Here is a 23,517-nt window from a genome sequence, read left to right on the forward strand (position 1 = left end):
AGAAGGGGGTGCTGTCGGGTGAATATCTTTGATCGCATAATGTTGTCTTTGTACACCCTTGCAGTCGCAGTTGTTACGCTCTTGGTCGTCGGAGCATACCTTAATTTTCCCCCAGGTTGGGGCTATGAGGATCTCGGGCTCCTGCTGACTCGGTGGGAACTGATCCCGGTTGCGATTTACTTCTTCGTTTTTAGCGTGCGTTTCTTAGTGTCAGGCTTGCGCCGAGATCGTCCGTCCAAGGCTGCCATAACCCACCAAGGCGAGCTTGGTGATGTGCGTATTGCTGTGAGTGCTGTGCGCAATTTGGCGCTCCGCACGGCCCAAAATGTCCGCGGTGTGCATACGGCGAAAGCCAGAGTGCAGCTTGGCGAACCGGGCCTGCAAGTTTCTCTTGAGGTGTCGGTGGCGCAGGGTAGCCATATCCCTACTTTGACGACCATCCTCCAAGAAGAGGTCAAGCGCAATTTAGAGGTAAGTACGGGGGTTACCGTCCTTGCCGTCAAAGTGCTAGTGGTGGAAATGTCACCTGCCCCCAAGCATAGGTTGCAGTAGGTGTTGACATGAATAGTGGTTTAAGGCAGTTACTGCTGCTTTACCGGGGCAGACTTATCGGCACTACCCTTGGTATCGTGTTGGCACTGATGTGGATTTTTTTAGGGTTTTGGAGCATGGCCTTTGTCGTGGTCTGCGGAGTGGTTGGCTACTACATCGGCGTGCGGTTTGACGGCGACGAAGATTTTCGCGCGTTCTTAGAGCGTGTGCTGCCGCCCGTTGACTAGAACCACCTGTTTAGAGGTGGTTTTTTCATGGTATATTAAGTTAACACGTCAAACAGGGGAGTGTTTTTTTGAGTAGACGCAACGCAAGGGAGGCGGCCCTACAGTCGCTGTTTCAGTTAGAAGTCGGGCAGATGAGCGCTAAAGACGCCCTTTACTTCGCACTCGAAGTGACGGCACTGCCGGAGAAAGATGAGGCCTATGCCCGCACTGTGGTAGCCATGGCCACTGCAAAATGGGACGAGATTAACGGCCTGATCAGCCAATTTGCCGAAGAATGGTCTTTAGATAGATTGGCACGTGTAGACCGTGCTATTTTGCGACTTTCGATCGCGGAGATGCTCCTTAATGCCCACGATACACCAGTAAGCGTAGTTATCGATGAGGGACTTGAGCTCGCCAAAGAATACAGCACGGAGGAATCTAGTCGCTTTATCCACGGCATTTTGGGCAGTGTAGCGAGTAGTCTTGGCTGGGTACAAACATGAAGTCGGCCGTCCTAGGCATTGACACAAGCAACTACACTACTTCCTTGGCCATGGTGTCGGCTAGCGGCGATGTTCTTGTGGATTCCCGCCAACTCTTGCCTGTCAAGGAAGGCGATGTAGGGCTCAGGCAGACTGACGCCCTATTTTTGCATGTACGTCAGTGGCCAGAGGTATTGCAACAAGGTGAGCTCAGCAGCCTGCAGATTAGCGCGGTGGCTGTAGCCACGCGCCCTACCCCTCAGTCGGGCTCATACATGCCTGTGTTCCTGGCGGGACAGGCCTTTGCCGCCACGGTGGCACGAGTGTTAAATGTGCCCCTCATCGAATTTTCGCATCAGGAAGGGCATATGCGGGCGGCACTACTCCACCACGGTATGATTAGTACCTCTTTTGTAGCCGTGCAAATTTCGGGGGGCACGACAGATGTTTTACAGGCTACTCCGAAGCTAGAGGGGGGCTTCGATATCGCCCTGCTTGCCGAGAGCAGTGATTTGCATGCCGGGCAGTTCATCGACCGCGTGGGTGTACATATGGGTTTAGCTTTCCCTTGTGGTAGGGCCATGGACAAACTTGCCGCCGACTATGCCTTGGCGGGTGGCGAGCCACTACCCATACCTTCTGCGGTAAAGGCAGGTTCGATTAGCTTCTCGGGGCCAGCTTCTCATGCCCTGCGTGCGCTAGATAGAGGCCAGGATAAAGGAGCTGTGGCTCTAGGCGTTTTTCGTTGCATCAGTAACTCTTTAGAGAAGGTGCTGCGTGAGCGCGGGGAAGGTAAAGAGAAAGTTCTTCTCTGTGGGGGGGTCGCGGCCAACACACATATTAGGCAGCGCCTGATGGCTCGCCTGCGCCGGCGCGAGTTCGTGCTGGCCCCGCCCCATTTAGCGGGGGATAATGCGGTGGGTATAGCGGTTTTGGGTTTAGATAGAATGCGGAGCAGGGGTCATTTGTGTTAAAATCTCAATGAAAGACTGTGAGGGGGTTCGTACATTGGCAAAAGTTATTGATGGCAAGGCGCTAGCCAAGAGTATTCGTGAAGATGTGGCCAGGGAGATCGCCGCGCTAGATTACAAACCAAATTTAGCGGTTGTTTTGGTAGGGAGTGACCCAGCTTCGGCTACCTATGTGGGCATGAAAGAAAAAGCTTGCCATGATGTGGGCATGGCCTCGCATGCCTACCGACTCTCTGCCGACATTTCGCAAGGGGAGTTGATGACTCTCATTGCGCGGCTAAACTCTGACCCTACGGTCAGTGGAATTTTAGTACAAATACCGTTACCGCGCCAACTCGACCAGATGGCGATTTTCGGGGCGATTCGGCGCGACAAAGATGTGGATGGTTTTCATCCCATGAATGTCGGCTTGCTGAACTTAGGGCTGCCTGGCTCGTTAGTGCCATGTACTCCAGCGGGGGTTATGGAGATGCTAAAGTCGATTGACTACAATTTGAAGGGCAAGCATGTGGTCGTCGTAGGGCGCAGCAATGTCGTCGGCAAGCCGATGTCAACCCTCGCCCTGCTGGCCGACGCTACCGTGACCATTTGCCACCGCTACACAGAAAATTTGGCGTTTCATACCCGTCAAGCTGATGTCTTGGTAGTGGCCGTCGGCAAAGTGAACTTGATAACCAAGGATATGGTCAAGCCTGGCGCTGTCGTTATCGACGTGGGCACGAATCGCGTGGGTAAAAGTTTGGTCGGTGACGTAGATTACGAGGGCGTGGCAGAGGTGGCGTCATACATAACGCCTGTCCCAGGCGGCGTAGGTCCGATGACGATCGCCATGTTGCTTAAGAACACCCTTGAGGCGGCAAAAATGCAGCATGCTTGAGGCTATTTCTGTCCATAATTTGACTCGCCTGGTGCGAGAGCTGCTCGAAGGGAGTGCGCTCCTTAAGAACTTCTGGGTGACGGGGGAAGTAAGCAACTTTAAGGCGCATTCCTCCGGGCATTGCTATTTTACGCTAAAGGATGACCAGAGCAGCGTGCGCTGCGTCATGTGGCGGAGCAGGACGCCGAGCCTGCGTTTTCGCCCTACCGATGGCATGAGGGTTATGGCGCGAGGCAGTATTGGCGTCTACGAGCGGGATGGTACTTACCAGTTTTATGCCGATCAGCTAGAGCCTGATGGACTTGGTTCACTTTATGCCGCCTATGAGCAGTTAAAGGCTAAACTTGAGGCGGAAGGGCTTTTTAGCCCGAGCCGTAAGAGGAAGCTACCCCGCTTTCCGCGTGTGGTGGCCTTGGTCACTTCTCCTACTAGTGCGGCGGTACAGGACATGGTCAAGGTGCTAGGGCGTCGGTGGCCCCTAGCTACAGTTTTAGTGATACCGGTCATTGTGCAAGGAGCTTTAGCTGTGCCCTCCCTTGTCGCTGCCCTCGCCAGTTTGCAAAACTACCCAGATGTAGATGTCGCCATTGTCGGCCGGGGGGGTGGCTCTATAGAGGACCTCTGGGCCTTTAACGATGAGGCTGTGGCCCGGGCGATAGCGAATTGTGTGTGCCCCGTTGTTTCTGCGGTAGGACATGAGACTGATTTCACCATTGCCGATTTCGTGGCCGACCAGAGGGGTGAGACGCCCTCGGCTGCAGCCATGCTGGTGGTGCCCGATATAGATGACCTACTGCGACAAGTAGGAGTCCAGAGCGGCCGCTTGGCGCGGGGTATCGAGAGGAAGCGAGCCTTGTGGCGCCAGCAAATCGACGTTTTATCCTCTCGCTTGGCTTACGCCTCACCTAGGCAGCGCATCACAGAGCACAGAGTAAGGCGCGGAGAACTCGCCCGGCGACTAACGCAGTCGGTGGTGTTTCTCTTGGCTAAGGAACGCAGTCGGATGCGTACAGAAGCCGCTCGCCTACAGGCGCTCAGCCCGCTCAATGTGTTGGCGAGAGGCTACTCGGTAACGCGTAGCTCGTCTGGTAGGGTCATCAGGGCGGAAGCCGATGTAAGCATCGGTGACCATTTAGAAACAACTTTACTGCGAGGCACTATTGTTTCTGTAGTGACAGGGAAAGGAGAATGACGATGACCTTTGAAAAGGCCCTGCAAGAACTAGAGACCATCGTATCTAGATTGGAAAATGGCGAAGTGACCCTAGAACAAGCGCTCGAGATGTACGCGGAGGGTGTGCGACTGCTCGCCATCTGTGAAGCGGCGCTCTCACACGCGGAACAAAAAGTCGAAATTCTGGTCAAGGATGAGCGGAAGCCTTTCCTACCTGAGGTCAGCAGTGAAAACATTTGATCTTAAGCACTACGTTCATTTAGTAAATGAAGCGCTAGAAATATACTTGCCCGGCGAAAAGGAGCACCCTGCCACCATTCATGCCGCCATGCGCTACAGCGTTTTTAGTGGTGGCAAACGTCTCCGTCCGGCCATGGCGATAGCTACATACCAGATGTTTGGCGGCAAGGCCACTAGTATTATGCCGGCAGCCGCGGCCATTGAGTGTATCCACACTTACTCTCTGGTGCACGACGATTTGCCAGCGATGGACGACGACGATTTTAGGCGGGGCAGGGCCAGTTGCCACAAGGTGTATGGCGAAGCGATAGCCATCTTGACAGGAGACGCGCTCTTAACCCTAGCTTTTGAGCTAATGGTCAACCGTTTGCCAGAGTTTCATAGCGCGAGCAAAGTCTTGCAAGCCACAGCAGAATTAGCCCTCGCGGCTGGCACTTATGGTTTGGTAGGGGGGCAGGTAGTAGATATATTATCTGAGAACAAAGAATTGGCCCTTCCCTTGCCTACCTTAGAATACATACACTCTCACAAGACGGGGGCTTTAATCACCGCTGCGGTGAGGATGGGGGCCATTTTGGCAGGCGCTGTTGATAGCGAGCTAGCTCTCTTGACACGCTATGCGGCCCACTTGGGCTTAGGTTTTCAGATTCGCGATGATATTTTAGATGCAACACAGAGTGCCGAAGTTTTGGGTAAGACCGCGGGCAAGGACAGCGCCGCGGGTAAACTGACCTATGTTTCGGTCTTAGGGTTAGCGGGAGCCGAAGAAAAACTAAGAAAGTGCCACGCGGCATGTTATGACGCTCTGAGCTCGCTAGGGGGCAGTGAAATGCTGCGTCAGGCTGCCGATATCTGCTTGACAAAAAACAAATAGGTAGGGAGGCTTGTTATGCCTTGGCTTCAGAATCTGACGTCTAATCCCATATTGTATCGCTCACTTTTGGCCTGGGCCATAGCCCAAGGCCTAAAGGTTGTCGTGGCCTGGTGGAAGTCCGGCTACTTTAGTTGGGAGCGACTTTATGGGGCAGGTGGCATGCCTTCGTCCCATTCGGCCATCACCAGCTCCTTGGTCGCCTCTGTAATTCGTGTAGAGGGCTTCGCCAGCTCCTACACCGCGGTTGCCCTCATTTTTGCCTTCATAGTGATGTATGACGCCACAGGTGTCCGTCAAGCCGCCGGCAAACATGCGGAGGCCTTAAATAAGATCATCATTCAATCGCGCTTGAACGGTCATGTCTCCGAAATTCCACTTAAAGAATTGTTGGGACACACACCGCTAGAGGTACTAGCTGGGGCGATACTGGGTTTAGTCGTGGGTGGATGGCAGTAGTGCATCAAAGCCGTTCTACAAGGAGGAACCATGGTTTTAGAGAGGATTAGTGGCCCTGAAGATGTGAAGCAGCTACGTGGCAGTGAATTGCGCGCTCTGGCCGCGGAACTTAGGCAGGAGATTATTGCCGGTGTGGCTAAGACCGGCGGGCACTTGGCATCGAATCTGGGCGTGGTTGAGCTTACCGTGGCCTTACATAGAGAGTTTTCGACGCCGCAAGACTTATTGGTATGGGATGTAGGGCATCAAACTTATGCCCATAAATTGCTCACGGGGAGAAGGCAACAATTTGCTACCCTACGTCAAGAGGGTGGGTTGAGTGGTTTCCCTAAGCGGAGTGAGAGTTGTCACGATGCCTTTGATACTGGCCACAGCACAACTTCTATTTCTGCTTCCTTAGGCTTGGCTGAGGCGAAGCGCATGAAGGGCGAAGTAGCCCATGTAGTGGCCATCATAGGGGATGGCGCTTTGACGGGTGGAATGGCCTGGGAGTCTATTAACCATGCCGCGCACCTCAACAAGCCTCTCATTGTCATTTTAAATGACAATGAAATGTCCATTGCCCCAAATGTGGGCTCCATTTCTAAGTACCTCGCCGCACTCCGCACCCTGCCTTTTTATCAGAGGACAAAAAGAGAAGTGCAGGGAGTGCTCAAGGGCATACCTCGTGTCGGTTCCCTGCTGGCTTCACTTATCCTGCGTGCTAAGAGCAGCTTAAAGTACCTTGTCGTGCGAGGCATGGTCTTTGAAGAGCTCGGCTTTACCTACCTTGGCCCTGTGGATGGCCACAACATAGCCGATTTGCGGGCAGCTTTGCGACAGGCCAAGCAGATCGGAAGTCCCGTTCTCTTGCATTGTGTTACAAAAAAAGGCAGGGGCTACGCGCCTGCCGAAAGTCGTCCGGAACAATTTCATGGCGTGGGGCCCTTTGATATCGCCACGGGGGCTCGTCTCACGAACGGCGGACAAAAAAGTTTTACCGAGCTCTTTGGTGAAACCATCTGCCTTAAGGCGTCAGCCGACAGCCGCATTGTAGCCATTACGGCTGCCATGCAAGAGGGCACTGGTCTAGGTAAATTTTCTACGAGGTATCCTGCTCGTCTTTATGACGTGGGTATTGCTGAGCAACATGCTGTGACCTTTGCCGCAGGGCTAGCAGCAGGGGGAGCCAAGCCTATCGTGGCCATTTACTCCTCTTTTTTGCAGCGCGCTTACGATCAAGTGCTGCATGATGTCAGCCTACAAAAGTTGCCGGTAGTTTTCTGTCTGGACCGGGCTGGCGTGGTAGGCGAAGATGGCGAAACTCACCATGGCATTTATGATTTGTCTTACTTGCGTACCATACCCGGCATGACTATTTTGGCGCCATCCGGAGGCGATGACTTTGCCTACTTACTCGGTGAAGCTCTGCAAGCGCATGGCCCAGTGGCCTTGCGTTACCCGCGGGACGAAGCGGGGCAGTATGGCTTGTCTAGCTCTCTCACCGGCAGTTACCAAGGAGACGAGGGGCCGTTGGTGCTGCTTGTTGGTGTAGGGCCACTAGTCAAGGAGTGTCTCGAGGCCGCTGCAGTCATCAGACAAGGGGGCAGGAAGGTGGGCGTGTACTATGCGCCGCAGGTGTGGCCCTTGCCAACGGAACTAGTCGCCCTCGCCCATCGGACACCCTTGGTAGTAACGGTGGAAGACAATGTATTGCCAGGTGGTTTTGGGGCCTCTTTGCAGGAGGCCTTGGCTGGCTCTGGCTACTTAGGGAGAGTTAGGAGCCTAGGCTTTACAGATGGTTTTGTCGGCCAGGCGTCTCGCGCTCGCTTGCTCGAGCGAGCAGGACTCACTGCTGGTAGCATTGTTGCTTTGGTAGGTCGCCATGCAGATTAAAAAAGTACGTTTAGACGTTTTGTTAGTGTCCAAAGGCTTGGCCGAGACACGCGAAAAAGCGCAGGCTCTCATTGCCGCGGGCTTGGTTTCAGTCGCTGGCGTGCGCCGTGACAAATGTGGTCATGCCTACCCTAAGGAAGCAGAAGTAACCGTTTCCATGCCGCAGAGGTACGTGTCACGCGGTGGTCTTAAACTTGAGAAAGCCATAGCTGCATTTAACATCGACTTTGCCGGCAAGTATGTGCTAGATGTTGGTGCCTCAACGGGGGGATTTACGGACTGCGCCCTGCAGCATGGGGCCAGTGGTGTGATCGCTGTAGACGTGGGCAAGGGGCAGCTCGCTTGGAAATTGCGCGAAGATGCGCGCGTGACAGTTCTTGAAAAGACCAATGTGCGCTACTTAGAAAGGGCAGACCTTCCCTACGTCCCGGCCATGGCCCTGGTTGATGTCTCCTTTATTTCTTTGCGCTTGGTGCTTCCGGTCCTCCACAAGTTGCTTAGTGAGGGTGGAGAGGTCATTGCCCTTATTAAGCCGCAATTTGAGGCCGGCAAAGAGGTTGTGAGCCGGGGAGAAGGGGTAGTAAGGGAAGAAAAAGTACATATCGCTGTGCTAGAAAGTGTTTTGCAGAGTGCTCGAGAACTATCCTGGGGATTGTGTGGCTTGACATTTTCACCTCTTCGTGGGCCAGAAGGCAATATCGAATTTCTCGGCTGGTGGCGGCTTGGCAAAGCAGACCAAGTAGTCGCTGAAGTCGAGAAAGTTGTGCTAGCTGCACATCACTTGTGCTAGCTGCACATCACTTGTGCTAGCTGCACATCACTTGTGCTAGCTGCACACTAAGAGCTACTCTAGCTTGGGGAAATGAGTGGAAAGGAGGAGCGCTACATGGCTATAGGAGTAGTAGGAAATCTCGATAAGCCTTTGACCGAAGGGGTGACTAGGGTCATCGTCGCTGAGTTCGCAGCTAATGAAGGAACATTGATGCTGCCAAACTGTCTTGCCGAGCGTATTGGTATGCCGAGCTTAGGCTTTTCCGATGAAGAGTTAGCCGAGAAATGCTCTGCCATGATTGTTCTAGGTGGGGACGGGACACTGCTATCCTTCGCGCGTAGTTGGCCCTTCTGGGGAATGCCGCTCTTGGGTGTAAACTTGGGAAATTTGGGCTTCTTAACGGAAGTAGAAGAGGCGGATGTGCTGCGGGCAGTGGCTGTACTTAAGCGCGGGGCACATACCATTCAGGAGCGCATGATGCTAAAGGTAGTAGTACATCGTGAGTGCCGCCAGGTGTATGAATCGTTTGTGTTAAATGACTGCGTAGTCACCAAAGGCGCCTTCGCGCGTATGATTCGTCTTGAAGTGCATATAGGCAACAATTTCTTTAAGACTTTTCCCGCTGATGGAGTAATTATCAGCACGCCCACTGGGTCTACGGCCTATTCATTGTCCGCAGGCGGACCAATAGTCGATCCCAGTATGCGACTGATGCTCTTGACACCGATTTGTCCTCATATGTTACAGGCACGCCCCCTGGTGGTGTCGCCCCATGATCGCATTGCCATCCGGGTACATTCTGTACACGAAGATGTGGTCCTGACCCTAGACGGTCAAGAGGGTGTGCGCCTATACCCCAAGGACGAAGTCATCATTGAGAGCGCGGATATCGTCACCCGTCTCATTAAGATTACCCCCCGCAGCTTCTACGATGTGCTGCGCTACAAACTCTAACCCAGCCCCGCTCTAAACAGTCTTCTCCTCTTGATCCTTGTTTCTCGTTTCTTTCTTCCTGCTTCCTGCCTCCTGTTTCCTGTCTCCTGTTTCCTGCTTCTTGCCTCTTGTTTCTTTCTTCCTGTTTCTTGTTTCTTGCCTCTTGTTTCCTGTTTCTTGCTTCCTGTTTCTTTCTTCCTGTTTCTTGCCTCCTGCTTCTTGCCTCTTGTTTCTTGTTTCTCACTTCTCATGCCGGGGGTGGCCTATGCTTGAAAGACTGATTATTCGCAATCTTGCCGTTGTTGAGGGGCTAGACTTAGAACTTCACCCGGGGCTCACTGTTTTGTCGGGGGAAACCGGGGCAGGAAAGTCAATTATAGTGGATGCCCTCAGCTTGCTCCTGGGGGGAAGAGCGTCTAGCGAGATGATTCGCTCGGGGGCGGACAAGGCTTTTGTGCAGGGAGTTTTTTCTATCTCTGCGCCTGCCGCACTGCAACTGCTCGCTGAATTTGGTATTGAGGACGCCCTTGGTGAAAGTGCCACGCGGGAGACTATCATCACCCGCGAAATTAGCGCGGCGAAGTCCGTCTGTCGCGTCAATGGCCGTATCGTCACCCAAGCGACGCTTAAAGCTCTGGGAGACCACCTAGCCGATATGCATGGTCAACATGAGCATCAATCGCTGTTGCAGCCGTCGCGGCACCTAGGCTTGATAGACCGCTTTGCCGGGGCGGAAGGAGCGGAGCTCCTCGCTAGCTTATCTGTCGAGGCAGAATTGTATCGTCAGTACAAGCGAGAGCTTGGTGAACTGACGAGTGATGAACGGGAGCGCGTGCGACAAAGCGATTTGTTGTCCTATCAGATTGCTGAGATTGCGGCGGCACGCCTGCGGCCAGGCGAAGAAGATGAGCACAAGGCCGAGAGAATGCGGCTCTTAAATTTCGAAAAGCTACATACTGCCGTAGAGCGGTCGTTTATCGACTTGTTCGCGGGGCAAGGGAAGAACAAAGCCGTGGTCGACGTTTTAGGGCGTGCGCAAAATGACTTGCGCGAAGCAAGCCGCCATGCCCCAGAGCTTCAGGAAGTAGCAGGCTTGTTAGAACAAGCCTCATACCTAGTTGATGATGCTTGTCGTACGCTAGGCAAATTTAAGGATAACTTGACCTTTGAGCCCGCACGACTGACTAGCATCGAAGAAAGACTTGACGCCATAGGGAAATTGAAACGCAAGTATGGCGATAGCGTGGAACAGATACTGCTGTTCGCGAAAGCCGCGGAGGAGAGTCTGTTGCGACTGCACAATTCTCGCGAGCGGGCTACTGTTTTGCAGGGCAAGCTAAAGAAACATTTCGCGCAATATGAAGCCTTGGCGGCACGTCTGCGAGTTTTGCGGCTGGCCAAGGGCGAACAATTAGCTCAGTCCTGCACAGAAAACCTCCGGGATTTAGGCATGAAGGAGGCTGACCTCCGGGTGGTGATGCGTCCCCAGGAAGCGTCACTGGTCAACGCAGCGGGGACTGAGATGATGGAATTCTTGTTTACGGCCAACCCCGGCGAAGGGTTGAAGCCGCTCGGCAAGATAGCGTCGGGAGGCGAGATCTCGCGCGTGATGTTGGCGCTAAAGGCCGTTTTTAGTGGCTTAGACGACATACCAACCTTGGTTTTTGATGAGATTGACAGTGGCGTGGGCGGTAAGGCGGCGCAAGCTGTGGCCGAGAAAATAGCGAGCGTGAGTAACGGCCGGCAGGTAATCTGCATATCTCATCTAGCACCGATTGCTGCCTTTGCTGATCACCATTTATGTGTGCAAAAAAAGATTCTGGCCGACAAAACTGTTACCGAAGTGCAACATCTCGATATGGAAGGGCGCAGTCGTGAGTTGGCGCGCATGTTGAGTGGAGCAGAAAGTGCTGCCGCCATGACCCATGCCCAAGAATTGCTAGCTATGCGCAAGAGAGTTCGTAAGTAGGCACAGCCGCCCTAAGAGCTTTTCGCCAGAAATTTGTTGTCTGCACTGCCAGCAACAGGTCTGTTATTATGTTAACTAGCGAGGATAGTAGTTTTTCGCCTTGGTTAACTTACAAGCAGACTCGTTTGTTGAAAGGGGTGCAGCCGTGAAAAGGCAAACTCTAAATACCCTACTAGGGTGTATATTTTCAGCCTTAGTGCTCTTGATATCGCTTAGTCCCGAGGCGAGAAGTATCTATGCTCTGCCTCTTGCGCTCCGTGTGACAGAAGGCAGTTCAGTGATGCTGCCAATTAAGCTACCGTTTTCTTTGGGGGTTTCCTTAGATCAAGCTGGGATGCTACGCATTAATGGCACTGAGCTCGGCCTAGAAGCTGTAAATTTTTGTCTCAGCCGACCGCTAGCGCTAGAGCCTGTGGAGCAAGGGACAGTGGAGTTACGCCTTAGCTTGCTTGGGCTAACCTTACGCCGCATTAGTCTCGAAATAGTGCCAGCCATTCATCTGGTGCCAGCTGGACATTCTCTGGGTGTTAGTCTGCACTCTGACGGGCTAATGGTGGTGGGCTTTGCCAATGTTCGTGGGCAGGAGGCAGTTTTGTCGCCTGGGAGAGAAGCGGGCCTGCGCCTAGGCGATCGCATACTGGCTGCTGCGGGAGTTGATCGACCAGATGCCCATACCTTAGGCCAGATAACCGACGAAGTTGGGCGGCAGGGCCAGCAAGTACCTTTAACGGTGGGGCGTGAAGAGGGCAAGGTGGACACAGTAGTGCGCCCCCATTACTGCGTAGAAAGCCGGCAATTCCGACTGGGTATTTTCGTGCGGGAAAGTGCAGTAGGTGTTGGCACACTGACCTTTGTGGACAGGGAATCGATGATGTATGGTGCCCTAGGGCATGTAATCTCAGATGTGGATACCGGCAAGCCAGTGGAGGTAGGCAGCGGAACTGTGGTGCGCGCCACCGTAACCTCCATTGAGTCGGGTACGCGTGGGGTGCCAGGGGAAAAACGCAGTATTTTTGTGGAGGAGCATAACGAAGTGGGCTCCATCACGAAAAACACGCCATTTGGCATTTTTGGGGAGATCTATACTGATATGACGCATGGTAGAGAGCCGGTTGCTATTGCGCTACGGGATCAGGTGCGCGAGGGGCCTGCCTACATCTACACAGTGATCGAAGGGGAGAAAGTTGAGCGCTTCGCCATAGAGCTGCAGCGCGTCTCTCGGCAACAGTTTACCCCAGGTGGGAAGGGCCTAGTAGTTAAAGTTACCGACGAGCGTCTCCTCGCGAAGACAGGGGGCATAGTGCAAGGCATGTCTGGGAGCCCTATCTTACAGGATGGCAAGCTAGTGGGAGCGGTCACACATGTGTTTGTCAACGATCCGAGCCGAGGATACGGGATTTTTGTGGAGTGGATGGTGGGAGAATCCGGGCTATTAGAGCGGAGAGAGGAAGTCGCACCCACCTTCTTTTACAGGCGTCATTGGCGCGCCTCGTAAAGATACAAAAGCACTGGCCTCAGCCGGTGCTTTTTTCTTAATAAAAGTGTGAGATTAGTCGTTTTATTTTGCAGTAATGAATTTTCTGGCAGGAATACTATATTGCCTTGGCGAAATCATTTCGTTAGGTATAGTTGGCTGAATGGGAGGGGACTCTTTTGGGGGACAAAATCAAGGTTCTCATTGTGGATGACAACCGAGACTTTTGCGAGCTGCTGAGTGAATTTTTGTCAAAACGGCCGGAGCTCCAAGTAGTGGGGATGGGGCATAATGGCGACGAAGCCCTGCGTCTAATGCAGAGCTTGAAGCCTCACGTTTGCGTTCTGGACATTATTATGCCGCATCTAGATGGCATAGGGGTGTTAGAGCGCATGGCTGCACTGCCGGAAAAAGATCGCCCGAAGACGATTATGCTTACGGCGATTGGACAGGAACAGATGACAAAAAGGGTCTTAGAATTGGGAGCTAGCTATTATATTTTAAAACCTTTTAATCTCGAAACTCTAGCCGAGCGCATTCAGCAACTGGTCGTGAGCGAGCCACTGCCTCGCATACCTGTCTTCGAGAAGCAGCAAACGCGGCATCTTGAGCAAAAGATTTCGGACTTACTTCATGACCTTGGCGTTCCTGCTAACATAAGGGGTTACCAGTATTTAAGAGAAGCCATTACCTTGGTGACGGGTGAGCTGCAGCTTTTAAACAGTATAACAAAAATACTCTATCCAAAAATCGCCAAGCAGTATGAATCCACGCCTAGCAGAGTGGAAAGAGCTATTCGCCATGCCATCGAGGTAGCCTGGGCGCGGGGTAATGTGGAAGCGATCAACCGGCTCTTTGGCTACACCGTAGACTATCGACGAGGCAAGCCCACAAATTCTGAGTTTATTGCTAAAGTGGCCGACCGCCTGAGGCTAGAAAGGGCGGTCTAGGAGATAATTATACAAGGCGCCAAGATAGGCTGCTCCTTCTGATATTCTCCCCCTCAGTCTGTAAGATGAATTTTTATCTCATCTGTAAAACTGGGGTGGAGAATATCATTTTGGGACAGCCTTTTGTGCTTTTCTAAACACGCAATTTTCTTTTAAAAGGTTTCTTCCACAAGGAGAAGTATTATTATTGATGATAGACTGTGTTGAAAGAGGTGTACTTTTGACCAAGTATGTCTTACTGATTATTAACCCTGGCAGTACTTCAACCAAGGTCGCTCTCTACGAGGGTAGTGAGTGCTACAGACAAGAAAATCTAAGTCATTCGGCGGAGGATTTGGCGCTCTACCCTGAAGTGGTCGCCCAATATCCCTTCAGACTGCAGAAAGTAGAGGAATTCCTCGCCTCTGTTCTCGCTGACTTGGGTGGCGAAGCTAGACTTGATGCCGTGGCTGGTATCGGTGGCTTGTTGCGCCCACTACAAGGCGGGACTTATGTCGTGAATGAGGCTCTAATTCTAGACTTGCAGCAGGGTGTTCAAGGTCAGCACGCTTCAAATTTAGGTGGACTACTTGCGGCAGGCATTGCCAGTCGCTTCGGGGTCGGGGCCTACATTGTGGACCCTGTGGCGGTGGACGAGTTTGAAGATGTTTCTCGCCTTTCCGGGCACCCTTTAATAGTACGTCGTAGTCTGAGTCATGCCTTGAATATTAAGGCTGTAGCGCGCCGTGTCTGTCATGAGCACGGGCAGAGCCTAGCTCTCTGCAATTTTGTGGTAGCCCACTTGGGTGGCGGGATATCGGTGGCGGCACTGCGTGGAGGCCGCATCATCGATGTAAACAATGCCAATGAGATGGGTCCTTTTTCACCTGAGCGCACAGGTTCCTTGCCGGCGGGAGATTTGGCGCGTCTATGTTTTAGCGGCAAATTCACCGCGGCCGAGATGAAGAAACAGATTGCTGGTCAGGGTGGTATGGTGGCTTACTTAGCCACGAATGATGTCCGTGAAGCATATCGTCGGGCAGATCAAGGTGATGCCTTCGCAAAATTGGTAATTTCTGCCATGACCTACCAGATAGGCAAAGAGATAGGCAGCATGGCCGCCGCGCTACAGGGCAGGGTGGATGCCGTCATTCTAACCGGAGGACTTGCGAACTCGCAGCGCTTTGTGCAAGAGATTGCCCAGTATGTTGATTTTATCGCCCCACTTCGTGTCTGCCCGGGTGAGGATGAGATGCTAGCTCTCGCCGAAGGCGTGTGCCGGGTTTTGGACGGAGACGAAGAGGCTAATATATATTAATGGAGGTGTCGATAATTGATTAAGTCATTTACAGAGCTGCTCGCACAAGCTAAGCAAGGTCCGCGACGGAGGGTGGCAGTTGCCGCCGCTGAAGATGTCGAAGTTATCTCTGCACTCTACGCCGCGCAGAGTGCCGGCATAGCCGAGGCCTTTTTAGTGGGAGACGCCGAGAAAATTCGCTCGTTGGCTGCCGAGGCCCATATTTCTTTAAGCGGTATGGAAATCATTGATGTGCCTGACAAGATGTTGGCGGCCAAGGCGGCAGTTAGCCTAGTGCGCGAAGGTCGGGCGCAGATGTTGATGAAAGGACTTATTGGGACGGCTGATATTCTGCGCGCCGTGCTCGACAAAGAACAAGGACTGCGCAGTGGTCGCGTCTTGAGTCATGTGGCCATTATCGAAGTGCCGACTTACCATAAACTCTTGTTTATGAGTGATGGTGGTCAAAATATTGCTCCTGACCTGGCGCAAAAAGCAGAAATACTGCAGAACGCGGTTGATATAGCTCGTGCCCTGGGTGTGGTAAGGCCGAAAGTAGCTCCCTTGGCGGCCGTAGAAGTTGTCAACCCCAAAATGCAGGCCACTGTCGATGCTTACGAGCTGCAGTTGATGGCGCAGCGCGGTGAGCTAAAGGATTGCCTAGTGCATGGTCCCTTGGCGCTCGATGGTGCCATTAGCGCTGAGGCCGCAGAGCACAAGGGCATTAAGTCGCAAGTGGCGGGTGATGTCGATGTCTTGCTTGTGCCAAATATTGAGGTTGGCAATGTACTCTACAAGACTCTTGTGTACCTATCGCGCGCCCGCGTAGCAGGGCTTATCGCTGGTGCCACGGCCCCCATCGTACTGACTTCACGTTCTGATTCACCCGAGTCCAAGCTTTTATCTATTGCCTGTGCAAGCGTTGTTGCGGGGAGGTAGCATTATGACAAAGCATTTCATTTTATCGATTAATCCTGGCTCAACCTCGACTAAGATCGCTCTCTTTGAAAATGACAGCCTGCTTATGGAAGATAACCTCAGCCACTCGAATGAGGACTTAGCGCCTTTTAAGCGCATCGCCGACCAGTATTCATTCCGCCGCCAAGTTATCGTGAATTTCCTCACAGACCGGGGTTTTGACGTTGCCAAACTATCTGCCGTGGTGGGTAGAGGAGGCTTGCTTAAGCCCATTGCGTCGGGAACCTATGCGGTAAATGACGCTATGGTGCGCGACTTGCATGCTGCAGAACGGGGGGAGCATGCCAGTAACTTAGGTGGTCTCCTGGCCAAGGACTTAGCAGATGAACTAGGGATTCCTTCTTTTATAGTTGACCCAGTGGTAGTGGACGAATTACAGGACGTAGCGCGGCTGTCTGGCCACCCCGCCATTACACGTCGCAGCATTTTTCACGCGCTTAATCAAAAGGCTGTCGCCAAGCGCTATGCGCGCGCCAAGGGAGTGGACTACAAAGCAATTAATGTCATTGTTGCCCATCTTGGTGGTGGCGTGTCGGTGGGTGCCCACTGTCAGGGTCGTGTCATCGATGTCAACAATGCGCTCGATGGCGATGGACCATTTTCGCCGGAACGTAGCGGCAGCTTGCCTGCGGGTGACTTGGCTAGACTTTGTTACAGTGGCCAGTACACTTTGGAGCAAGTAAAGAAAATGCTCACTGGACAAGGCGGCATGGTGGCCTATCTTGGCACTAATGATGGCCGTGAAGTGACGCGCCGCATGGAAGCTGGTGATGCGCAGGCGGGGTTGGTGTTTAAAGCCTTTGCTTACCAAGTAGCCAAAGAGATTGGCGCGATGGCCGCTGCACTGAAGGGTAAGGTTGACGTGATTATCCTCACCGGAGGTTTAGCCCACAACAGTAAGTACCTTGTCCCCTGGATAAGCGAAGCCGTTTCTTTCATCGCCCCTCTGGAAATTATGCCCGGTGAGGGCGAGATGTCGGCTCTCTGTGAAGGCGCGCTGCGGGTTATCATGGGCCTTGAAGAAGCCCGCGACTATGTCTAGGCTGTGGCAGCACCGCGTGACCATTATCACCGGGGGCTATGGCAGCGGTAAAACAGAAGTTGCCATAAACCTGAGTCTGCGTAAGCGACAGTTTTACGAGGCAGACCCCATCTCCCTGGTTGATCTTGACATAGTAAATCCTTACTTTCGTAGTCGCGACAAAGTAGAGCTGCTAGAGAGGCGTGGGGTGGACGTGGTGGCTCCTGTAGGGGAGTTGCGTCATGCCGATTTGCCCGCGCTTCCGCCAAGTATTGGCGGTCTCCTCAGCGATACCAACAAGCAAGTAGTCCTCGATGTGGGAGGAGACCCTGCGGGAGCGACGGTGTTAGGGCGCTACCGAGATATCCTCAGCGAGACCCCTTACGACATGTTCTTGGTTGTGAACCCACATCGCCCAACTACCAGTACGGTTCCTGCAGTGCTAGAGCTGATGCAGGCCCTAGAGCACAAGGCGCGGCTTAAAATCACCGCCTTCTGCAATAACACCAATCTTATGGGACTGACCGTACCCGAGGATGTGGTACGCGGACAGGACTTTCTGCACGAGTTAGAAGTAAGAACGGGGCTTTCGACTGCCTTTGTCAGCTGCAAGGCTGAAATTGCGCCTAGAGTAAGTTCTTTGTTGCCAAACCACACTATTTTACCACTCGAATTGCATATGCTACCTCCATGGGTTAGTGGAGGATAACTATGAGGGAAACTATGAGGGGAGGTTTATTCATGGCCCAAGTTGTTTTTAACGAAGAGAGATGTAAAGGATGCGAGCTGTGTACCATTGTCTGTCCGGTCAAGATAGTAATTATGCAGGAAAAGTACAACAAGCGAGGTTTTAGTCCTGCCGGGGTAAGTGACATGTCCAAGTGTATTGGGTGCGCGGCTTGTGCCCGCATCTGTCCCGATGTAGTCATTACGGTTCAAAAGTAGGAGGGTGAAGTATGGGTCAACGTGTCTTGATGAAGGGTAATGAAGCCATTGCCGAAGCGGCTATAAAAGCGGGTTGCCTTTTTTTCTTCGGGTATCCGATTACCCCCCAGAACGAGCTGCCTGAATATATGTCGCGCCGCATGCCAGAGGTAGGAGGCACCTTTGTGCAGGCGGAGAGCGAAGTGGCGGCCATAAACATGGTGTATGGGGCGGCTGGCGCTGGGGCGAGAGTGATGACCTCCTCTTCTAGCCCAGGAATCAGTTTGAAACAAGAGGGAATCTCCTACATGGCAGGGGCTGAACTGCCCGCTGTTATCGTCAATATCGTGCGCGGCGGCCCTGGTCTGGGCAGTATCCAGCCCGGGCAGGGAGATTATTTTCAGTCTGTAAAGGGCGGCGGGCATGGTGACTACAAACTGGTGGTCTTGGCTCCCGCTAATTTGCAGGAAGCTGTCGATTTAGTAACAGAAGCCTTCGATATCGCCGATCAGTACCGCAACCCCGTCCTCATTCTGGGGGATGGCCTACTGGGCCAGATGATGGAACCGGTAGAATTTAGGCCCCTGCCTGAGCGCAGTTTGCCGCCTAAAGACTGGGCGACGAATGGTTTGCGCAACCATAGAGGGCATAAAAATGTAGTCAATTCACTGGTGCTGCAGGCCGTTGGTTTGGAAGCGCACAATGTGCACCTGCAAGCCAAGTATGCTCGTATCAAGGACGCTGAGCAAAAGGCGGAGCTACTCTACTGTGATGACGCCGAGGTCGTGGTTGTCGCTTATGGCTCGACGGCGCGTATAGCGAAGACCGCCATCCTAGAATTGCGTGAAAAAGGGCATAAAGTTGGCTTACTCAGGCCCATTACCCTATGGCCGTTCCCAGAAAATGCTTTCAACGCGATTATACCCACCGTCAAGACTTTCTTGTGCCTGGAGATGAGTGCCGGGCAAATGGTCGAAGATGTGCGCTTAGTAATTAACGGCCGGAGGCCTGTGGAGTTTTACGGACGCATGGGGGGCATTGTCCCTACTCCAGAAGAGATTGCGGCCCGAATCCTTGAGAGCATGGGGGTGACTAGTAATGGCTAAAGTGTTTGGCTATCCTGATTCTCTCACCGATATGCCGACCCACTACTGTCCAGGATGCACGCATGGCATTATTCATCGTCTTATTGCCGAAGTTATCGACGAGCTAGGTATAGTCGATAGAACGGTAGGAGTAGCTCCGGTTGGCTGCGCAGTCTTGGCCTACAACTACTTCACTTGTGATATGCAAGAGGCCGCGCACGGCAGGGCTCCTGCTGTGGCGACTGGTATCAAGCGTGTTATTCCCGATGGCATTGTCTTTACCTATCAAGGGGACGGAGACTTGGCATCCATAGGTTGTGCGGAGATAGTGCATGCCGCTGCCCGGGGTGAGCAAATTACTACCGTATTCGTTAACAATGGCATCTATGGCATGACGGGTGGACAAATGGCGCCCACCACTCTCCCCGGTGATAAAACTTCGACTTCTCCTTACGGCCGCGACACTATTAAGCAAGGTTTTCCGATTAGAGTCTCGGAGATGTTGGCGACCCTAGATGGTCCGGCTTACATCGCCAGGGTGTCAGTGCACAATGTGGCGCATATCGTGAAGGCTAAACGTGCCATTAAGAAGGCCTTTGAGTACCAAGTGGCCGGTAAAGGCTTTACTCTAGTTGAGGTTCTCTCTACTTGCCCTACGAACTGGGGTCTCACGCCGAAAGAATCGCTCGACAAGGTGCAGCGCGACATGATGCCTTACTACCCCTTGGGCGAGTACAAAGACATCGAGGCAGGTGAGAAGAAGTGACTTTAGACGTTATTATGGCGGGTTTTGGTGGACAAGGTGTCATGCTCATGGGGCAACTTTTGACCTATGCGGGCATGGTTCTGGGGAAACAAGTCTCCTGGATGCCCTCTTACGGGCCAGAAATGCGGGGTGGCACTGCTAATTGCACCGTGATTGTCTCCGATGAAGAAATTGGGTCTCCGGTAGTGACGCGTCCCGATGTGGTGATTGCCCTCAACTTGCCTTCTCTCGATAAATTTGAAGAAGTGGTTGAAGTCGGCGGAGTGCTCATCTACAATAGCTCTCTAATCAAGCGCCGGCCCACTCGCACTGATATTCGCGTTATAGAGATTGCGGCGAATGACATCGCGGCAGAGCTTGGTAACCCTCGCGTAGCTAACATGGTGGCCCTTGGCGCCTTGCTCGAAGCGACCCGTGTAGTTAGTGACGAGAGTATGGAACAGGCTCTTAGGAAAGCGCTCCCCGCCCACAGGCAAGACATGCTACCCCTCAATATGCAAGCCATTAGCCTGGGTCGTGCCGCGGTGAACCTAACTCTCGTCTAGAGGACCCTACAACACCGCACTACAAAACCTCCCCGTCTACCATAGGGGGAGGTTTTTGTAGCATCAGATTTCACCCTTGCCCCCGAGTAGGACTTATGAAAGTAGGACGCCCCGCATAGCATATAGAGCTAATGTAATGGGGGAGGGCTATGGTGTAGTGAAGACGGATGTTTTTCTAGAGCACTTGCGGGAGCGCTGGCTGGCCTTTACTTTATCTGTGGCCATGTTTGTCATCGGCACGATAAGCGGAGCCATCACGATTACCGCCGTCACTTTTCACCAGAGACAGGACTTAATTCGCTACATCAACACTTACTTTGACAGCATCATGGTGGGGACTCTTGAAGCTCCGCCTTGGCAAAGTGTTTTGTGGGCAAACTTTCAAGTAGTGGCGATGGTGTGGCTTTGTGGTCTGTTGGTCTTTGGTGTACCTGCGATTCTTATCTTGTTGCTTATGCGCGGCTTTATCATTGGCTTCAGCGTGGGTTTTCTAGTAGAGGAGTTTGGACTACGGGGCTTCTTCTTTGCGCTCTCATCCATTATTCCCCACAATCTTCTGGCCGTACCCGCCCTAGTGGGACTAAGCGCACTAAGCATATCTTTTTCCTTGGCAGTCATCTTTGGGGCCAGGTCACGCGCAGTTTTACGTAAAAGTGGCTCACCCATCACCAGATTTGCCCTCCATACCATTCCTTATGTAGGGCTCATGGTGCTAGCTAGCCTAGTAGAGGTCTTTGTCACCCCGGTGTTTATTCGCGCGGCACAGGCACTGTTTTAGAGTTTCCCGTTGTGGTATATTGACTAAGAAAGCAGGGGCAGAATAATTGCCTGGGAAATAGACCCAAAGCGTCATTTTGCGACGTGCTTCGACGCACTTTGTTGTATTTTGTACTGAGGAGTTCTGACATGCGATACCTAAAGACGCTTTTTTGTCTTGTGCTGATAGTTCTTTTGGTGGCTAACACGGCCTCGTCTGTTTCTCTGGTCGCCTCACGAGCAGTACTAGTAGCGCAGGGAGGGTCTGATCTTCTCTTTAATCGGGGAGCTGATGTACGTCACCCACCTGCTAGTATAACCAAGGTCTTGACAGCGATATTGGCGCTAGAGAGAGGTAATCTCGACGCTCAAGTCACCTTTAGCCAGCAGGCCGTGTCTGTGGGGGGCTCTTCGCTGAACGCTAGGGCGGGTGATACCTTCACCCTGCGCGATCTTGTCTATGCCGCCATGTTGATTTCCGCCAATGACGCTAGTAACGCCATAGCGGAACACTTAGCGGGTAGCCTAGATAGTTTTAACGAGATGATGAATGAGCGCGCCATCGAATTAGGTATGCGAAATTCTCAGTTTCGCAATGCCCACGGCATGCCGGAGCAGGGGCATTTCTCCACCGCAAGGGACCTCGCTCTACTCGGGCTCCACGCCCACACCGTCCCTCTCTTTACAGAGATTGCGGGAACTGAGCGCTATGTTTTAAGTAGCGGCCGGGTGCTACACAACCAGAACCGTCTCCTCGGGGAGTACTGGGGTGTCAAGGGTGGGAAAACTGGTTTTACAGATGAGGCTGGACAATGTCTGCTTCTCATTGCCGAGCGGGGCGGCTTGGTGCTAGTTAGCGTAGTGCTAGGTTCTGAGGGTCGTAATCTTTGGTCGGACTCCGAGGCACTACTCAACTTTGGCTTCAATAATTTTACACGCCAAGTGCTCGTCAGTGCTAGACAAACGCTCGGGCTACTTGAAGTGCCCTTGGCGGGAGAAGTATTGGTGGTGGCCAAGAACGAGCTCTCTCGCGTTGTTCGCACCGCTGTAGTGAGACAAGCCGTGCCGCACATAGATTTAGAGCTGCAGAAGAGTCTGTGGCCACCCCTTAAGCCGGGACAAGTGGTGGGAGAAGCCATCGTCACGGCGGACGGCGCACAACTAGGTAGGGTGGAATTAACCGTTCCCTCCTATGTGCCTCTCTTTACTGCAGCGCGTGTCAGTATAGTCATAGGTGTAATGACGCTATTCTTTGCGGTGGTCAAGTTGAGACGGAGGTGGCGCAGATGAAAGAGCGCATCATTATCCTTTTTGGAGGACGTTCCGCCGAGCACGAAGTTTCTGTGCAATCAGCAAAATCGGTCATCTCTAATCTAGACGAGAGAGAATTCGTGCCGCTTCCCGTTGGTATTACCAAGAGTGGAAGGTGGGTAGCGGGGCTTGACCCGAGAGAAGTCCTCGCCCGTGGCGATAAAGCAGTGCTAGAGCCCCCGACAGAGGAAGCAAGCTCTATCGCCACCATCTTGGCGCAGGGTGATGTGGTTTTCCCGGTGCTGCACGGTCCTTTCGGTGAAGATGGCAAAATGCAGGGTTTACTGGAAATCATGGATATTCCCTATGTCGGGTCGGGGGTGGCAAGTTCGGCGCTAGGAATGGACAAGATCTTCCAAAAAATCATCTACCGTCAAATGGGCCTCCCAGTCGTCGAATTTTTGTGGACTAGCGCTTTTTCTTACGAAAAAAAACCTACGGACTTCCTTCTACGTGTAAAAGAGCAACTAGGTTTTCCGTGCTTTGTCAAGCCTGCTAATATGGGATCAAGTGTCGGTATTAACAAGGCACTCGATGAAGAATCACTCCGCCAGTGTGTTTCTATCGCGCTCCGATACGACCGCAAAGTACTAGTAGAGAAGCTTGCTAAAGGGCGTGAAATTGAATGCAGTGTCATGGGCAATGACGAACCCTGTGCCTCGTTGCCAGGTGAAATTGTGCCCAATGATGACTACTACAGCTACACCGCCAAGTACGAGTCGCCGTCTACACTCTACATACCAGCGGCTTTGACACCACAGCAAGTTGTAGAAGTACAGACTTTAGCTCTCAAGGCCTACGAGGCCTTAGACTGCGCTGGGCTAGCGAGGGTTGACTTCTTCCTCACTGCTCAAGGCCAAATTTACGTGAACGAACTAAACACCATGCCTGGGTTTACTGCTATCTCTATGTATCCTAAAATGTGGGAAGCGTCGGGCGTTTCGTATGCCGCGCTTATCAGTAAGCTAATTCGCCTTGCCCAAGCGAAGTACGCCGAGAAACGCAGGATTTCCGTAAGTCATAGAGAATCATTATAGGCGAAGGTTCG

At 52.8% G+C, this 23,517-nt stretch carries 27 protein-coding genes; 26 read left to right on the forward strand and 1 reads right to left on the reverse strand.

The window, feature by feature from the left end; genetic code table 11:
• Positions 1–18 precede the first annotated feature (18 nt).
• The 12 genes from amaP (at position 19) to KGZ92_08525 (ending at position 9,435) form a co-directional block, all read left to right on the forward strand.
• Positions 19–552 (forward strand): alkaline shock response membrane anchor protein AmaP, encoded by a 534-nt coding sequence (gene amaP, locus KGZ92_08470; GenBank protein ID MBS3889302.1) that lies wholly within the window; start codon positions 19–21, stop codon positions 550–552.
• Positions 553–560: 8 nt separating this feature from the next.
• Positions 561–779, forward strand: a complete 219-nt coding sequence (locus KGZ92_08475; protein MBS3889303.1) for a DUF2273 domain-containing protein — start codon at positions 561–563, stop codon at positions 777–779.
• A gap of 68 nt (positions 780–847) precedes the next feature.
• A complete protein-coding gene (nusB, locus tag KGZ92_08480; GenBank protein MBS3889304.1) occupies positions 848–1,264 on the forward strand; it encodes a transcription antitermination factor NusB in 417 nt (138 codons plus the stop codon).
• A complete protein-coding gene (locus tag KGZ92_08485) occupies positions 1,261–2,217 on the forward strand; it encodes an O-sialoglycoprotein endopeptidase (protein ID MBS3889305.1) in 957 nt (318 codons plus the stop codon). Before nusB ends, KGZ92_08485 begins: the two co-directional genes overlap by 4 nt.
• A gap of 7 nt (positions 2,218–2,224) precedes the next feature.
• Complete coding sequence (folD, locus tag KGZ92_08490; protein MBS3889306.1) at positions 2,225–3,091, forward strand: bifunctional methylenetetrahydrofolate dehydrogenase/methenyltetrahydrofolate cyclohydrolase FolD; 867 nt, start codon at positions 2,225–2,227, stop codon at positions 3,089–3,091.
• Positions 3,084–4,283, forward strand: a complete 1,200-nt coding sequence (gene xseA, locus KGZ92_08495; protein ID MBS3889307.1) for an exodeoxyribonuclease VII large subunit — start codon at positions 3,084–3,086, stop codon at positions 4,281–4,283. Before folD ends, xseA begins: the two co-directional genes overlap by 8 nt.
• On the forward strand, positions 4,280–4,504 hold the full coding sequence (locus tag KGZ92_08500; GenBank protein ID MBS3889308.1) for an exodeoxyribonuclease VII small subunit: 225 nt from the start codon (positions 4,280–4,282) through the stop codon (positions 4,502–4,504). The genes xseA and KGZ92_08500 overlap by 4 nt, the downstream gene beginning before the upstream one ends.
• Positions 4,458–5,378: a polyprenyl synthetase family protein gene (locus tag KGZ92_08505; GenBank protein MBS3889309.1), complete on the forward strand. Its 921-nt coding sequence runs from the start codon at positions 4,458–4,460 to the stop codon at positions 5,376–5,378. Before KGZ92_08500 ends, KGZ92_08505 begins: the two co-directional genes overlap by 47 nt.
• Positions 5,379–5,393: 15 nt before the next feature.
• The gene (locus KGZ92_08510; protein ID MBS3889310.1) at positions 5,394–5,834 is read left to right on the forward strand and encodes a divergent PAP2 family protein; all 441 of its coding nucleotides are present in this window, start codon (positions 5,394–5,396) and stop codon (positions 5,832–5,834) included.
• 30 nt (positions 5,835–5,864) lie between these two features.
• Positions 5,865–7,709: a 1-deoxy-D-xylulose-5-phosphate synthase gene (dxs, locus tag KGZ92_08515; protein MBS3889311.1), complete on the forward strand. Its 1,845-nt coding sequence runs from the start codon at positions 5,865–5,867 to the stop codon at positions 7,707–7,709.
• Positions 7,699–8,499, forward strand: a complete 801-nt coding sequence (locus tag KGZ92_08520) for a TlyA family RNA methyltransferase (GenBank protein MBS3889312.1) — start codon at positions 7,699–7,701, stop codon at positions 8,497–8,499. Before dxs ends, KGZ92_08520 begins: the two co-directional genes overlap by 11 nt.
• 96 nt (positions 8,500–8,595) lie before the next feature.
• On the forward strand, positions 8,596–9,435 hold the full coding sequence (locus KGZ92_08525; protein ID MBS3889313.1) for an NAD(+)/NADH kinase: 840 nt from the start codon (positions 8,596–8,598) through the stop codon (positions 9,433–9,435).
• Here KGZ92_08525 and KGZ92_08530 read toward each other — a convergent pair.
• Positions 9,432–9,665 carry a hypothetical protein gene (locus tag KGZ92_08530; GenBank protein MBS3889314.1) on the reverse strand — a complete coding sequence of 78 codons (234 nt, stop codon included), beginning with the start codon at positions 9,663–9,665 and terminating at the stop codon, positions 9,432–9,434. The two genes, KGZ92_08525 and KGZ92_08530, sit on opposite strands and share 4 nt — an antisense overlap.
• Before the next feature lie 14 nt (positions 9,666–9,679).
• On the opposite strand from KGZ92_08530, the gene recN reads away from it, so the two are divergent.
• From recN to KGZ92_08600, 14 genes are all read left to right on the forward strand, one after another.
• The gene (gene recN, locus KGZ92_08535; protein ID MBS3889315.1) at positions 9,680–11,383 is read left to right on the forward strand and encodes a DNA repair protein RecN; all 1,704 of its coding nucleotides are present in this window, start codon (positions 9,680–9,682) and stop codon (positions 11,381–11,383) included.
• A gap of 145 nt (positions 11,384–11,528) precedes the next feature.
• A complete protein-coding gene (gene spoIVB, locus KGZ92_08540; GenBank protein MBS3889316.1) occupies positions 11,529–12,878 on the forward strand; it encodes a SpoIVB peptidase in 1,350 nt (449 codons plus the stop codon).
• 158 nt (positions 12,879–13,036) lie between these two features.
• Positions 13,037–13,807, forward strand: coding sequence for a sporulation transcription factor Spo0A (gene spo0A, locus KGZ92_08545; GenBank protein ID MBS3889317.1), 771 nt, complete (start codon positions 13,037–13,039; stop codon positions 13,805–13,807).
• 220 nt (positions 13,808–14,027) lie between these two features.
• On the forward strand, positions 14,028–15,104 hold the full coding sequence (gene buk / locus KGZ92_08550; GenBank protein ID MBS3889318.1) for a butyrate kinase: 1,077 nt from the start codon (positions 14,028–14,030) through the stop codon (positions 15,102–15,104).
• 15 nt (positions 15,105–15,119) lie between these two features.
• Positions 15,120–16,022 carry a phosphate butyryltransferase gene (locus KGZ92_08555; GenBank protein MBS3889319.1) on the forward strand — a complete coding sequence of 301 codons (903 nt, stop codon included), beginning with the start codon at positions 15,120–15,122 and terminating at the stop codon, positions 16,020–16,022.
• Positions 16,023–16,026: 4 nt separating this feature from the next.
• On the forward strand, positions 16,027–17,103 hold the full coding sequence (buk, locus tag KGZ92_08560; GenBank protein ID MBS3889320.1) for a butyrate kinase: 1,077 nt from the start codon (positions 16,027–16,029) through the stop codon (positions 17,101–17,103).
• A complete protein-coding gene (locus KGZ92_08565; GenBank protein ID MBS3889321.1) occupies positions 17,096–17,791 on the forward strand; it encodes a hypothetical protein in 696 nt (231 codons plus the stop codon). The genes buk (KGZ92_08560) and KGZ92_08565 overlap by 8 nt, the downstream gene beginning before the upstream one ends.
• A 32-nt stretch (positions 17,792–17,823) precedes the next feature.
• Positions 17,824–18,027: a 4Fe-4S binding protein gene (locus KGZ92_08570; protein ID MBS3889322.1), complete on the forward strand. Its 204-nt coding sequence runs from the start codon at positions 17,824–17,826 to the stop codon at positions 18,025–18,027.
• Positions 18,028–18,038: 11 nt separating this feature from the next.
• Positions 18,039–19,112: a 3-methyl-2-oxobutanoate dehydrogenase subunit VorB gene (locus KGZ92_08575; protein ID MBS3889323.1), complete on the forward strand. Its 1,074-nt coding sequence runs from the start codon at positions 18,039–18,041 to the stop codon at positions 19,110–19,112.
• A complete protein-coding gene (locus KGZ92_08580) occupies positions 19,105–19,857 on the forward strand; it encodes a 2-oxoglutarate oxidoreductase (GenBank protein ID MBS3889324.1) in 753 nt (250 codons plus the stop codon). The genes KGZ92_08575 and KGZ92_08580 overlap by 8 nt, the downstream gene beginning before the upstream one ends.
• Positions 19,854–20,402, forward strand: coding sequence for a 2-oxoacid:acceptor oxidoreductase family protein (locus KGZ92_08585; GenBank protein MBS3889325.1), 549 nt, complete (start codon positions 19,854–19,856; stop codon positions 20,400–20,402). Before KGZ92_08580 ends, KGZ92_08585 begins: the two co-directional genes overlap by 4 nt.
• 157 nt (positions 20,403–20,559) lie before the next feature.
• The gene (gene spoIIM, locus KGZ92_08590; GenBank protein ID MBS3889326.1) at positions 20,560–21,180 is read left to right on the forward strand and encodes a stage II sporulation protein M; all 621 of its coding nucleotides are present in this window, start codon (positions 20,560–20,562) and stop codon (positions 21,178–21,180) included.
• A 128-nt stretch (positions 21,181–21,308) separates the two neighbouring features.
• Positions 21,309–22,448 carry a D-alanyl-D-alanine carboxypeptidase gene (locus KGZ92_08595; GenBank protein ID MBS3889327.1) on the forward strand — a complete coding sequence of 380 codons (1,140 nt, stop codon included), beginning with the start codon at positions 21,309–21,311 and terminating at the stop codon, positions 22,446–22,448.
• Positions 22,445–23,506 (forward strand): D-alanine--D-alanine ligase, encoded by a 1,062-nt coding sequence (locus KGZ92_08600; protein ID MBS3889328.1) that lies wholly within the window; start codon positions 22,445–22,447, stop codon positions 23,504–23,506. Before KGZ92_08595 ends, KGZ92_08600 begins: the two co-directional genes overlap by 4 nt.
• Positions 23,507–23,517: the final 11 nt, after the last annotated feature.

Source organism: Bacillota bacterium (assembly GCA_018333655.1).
In the GTDB taxonomy this organism is placed as follows: domain Bacteria; phylum Bacillota; class UBA994; order UBA994; family UBA994; genus BS524.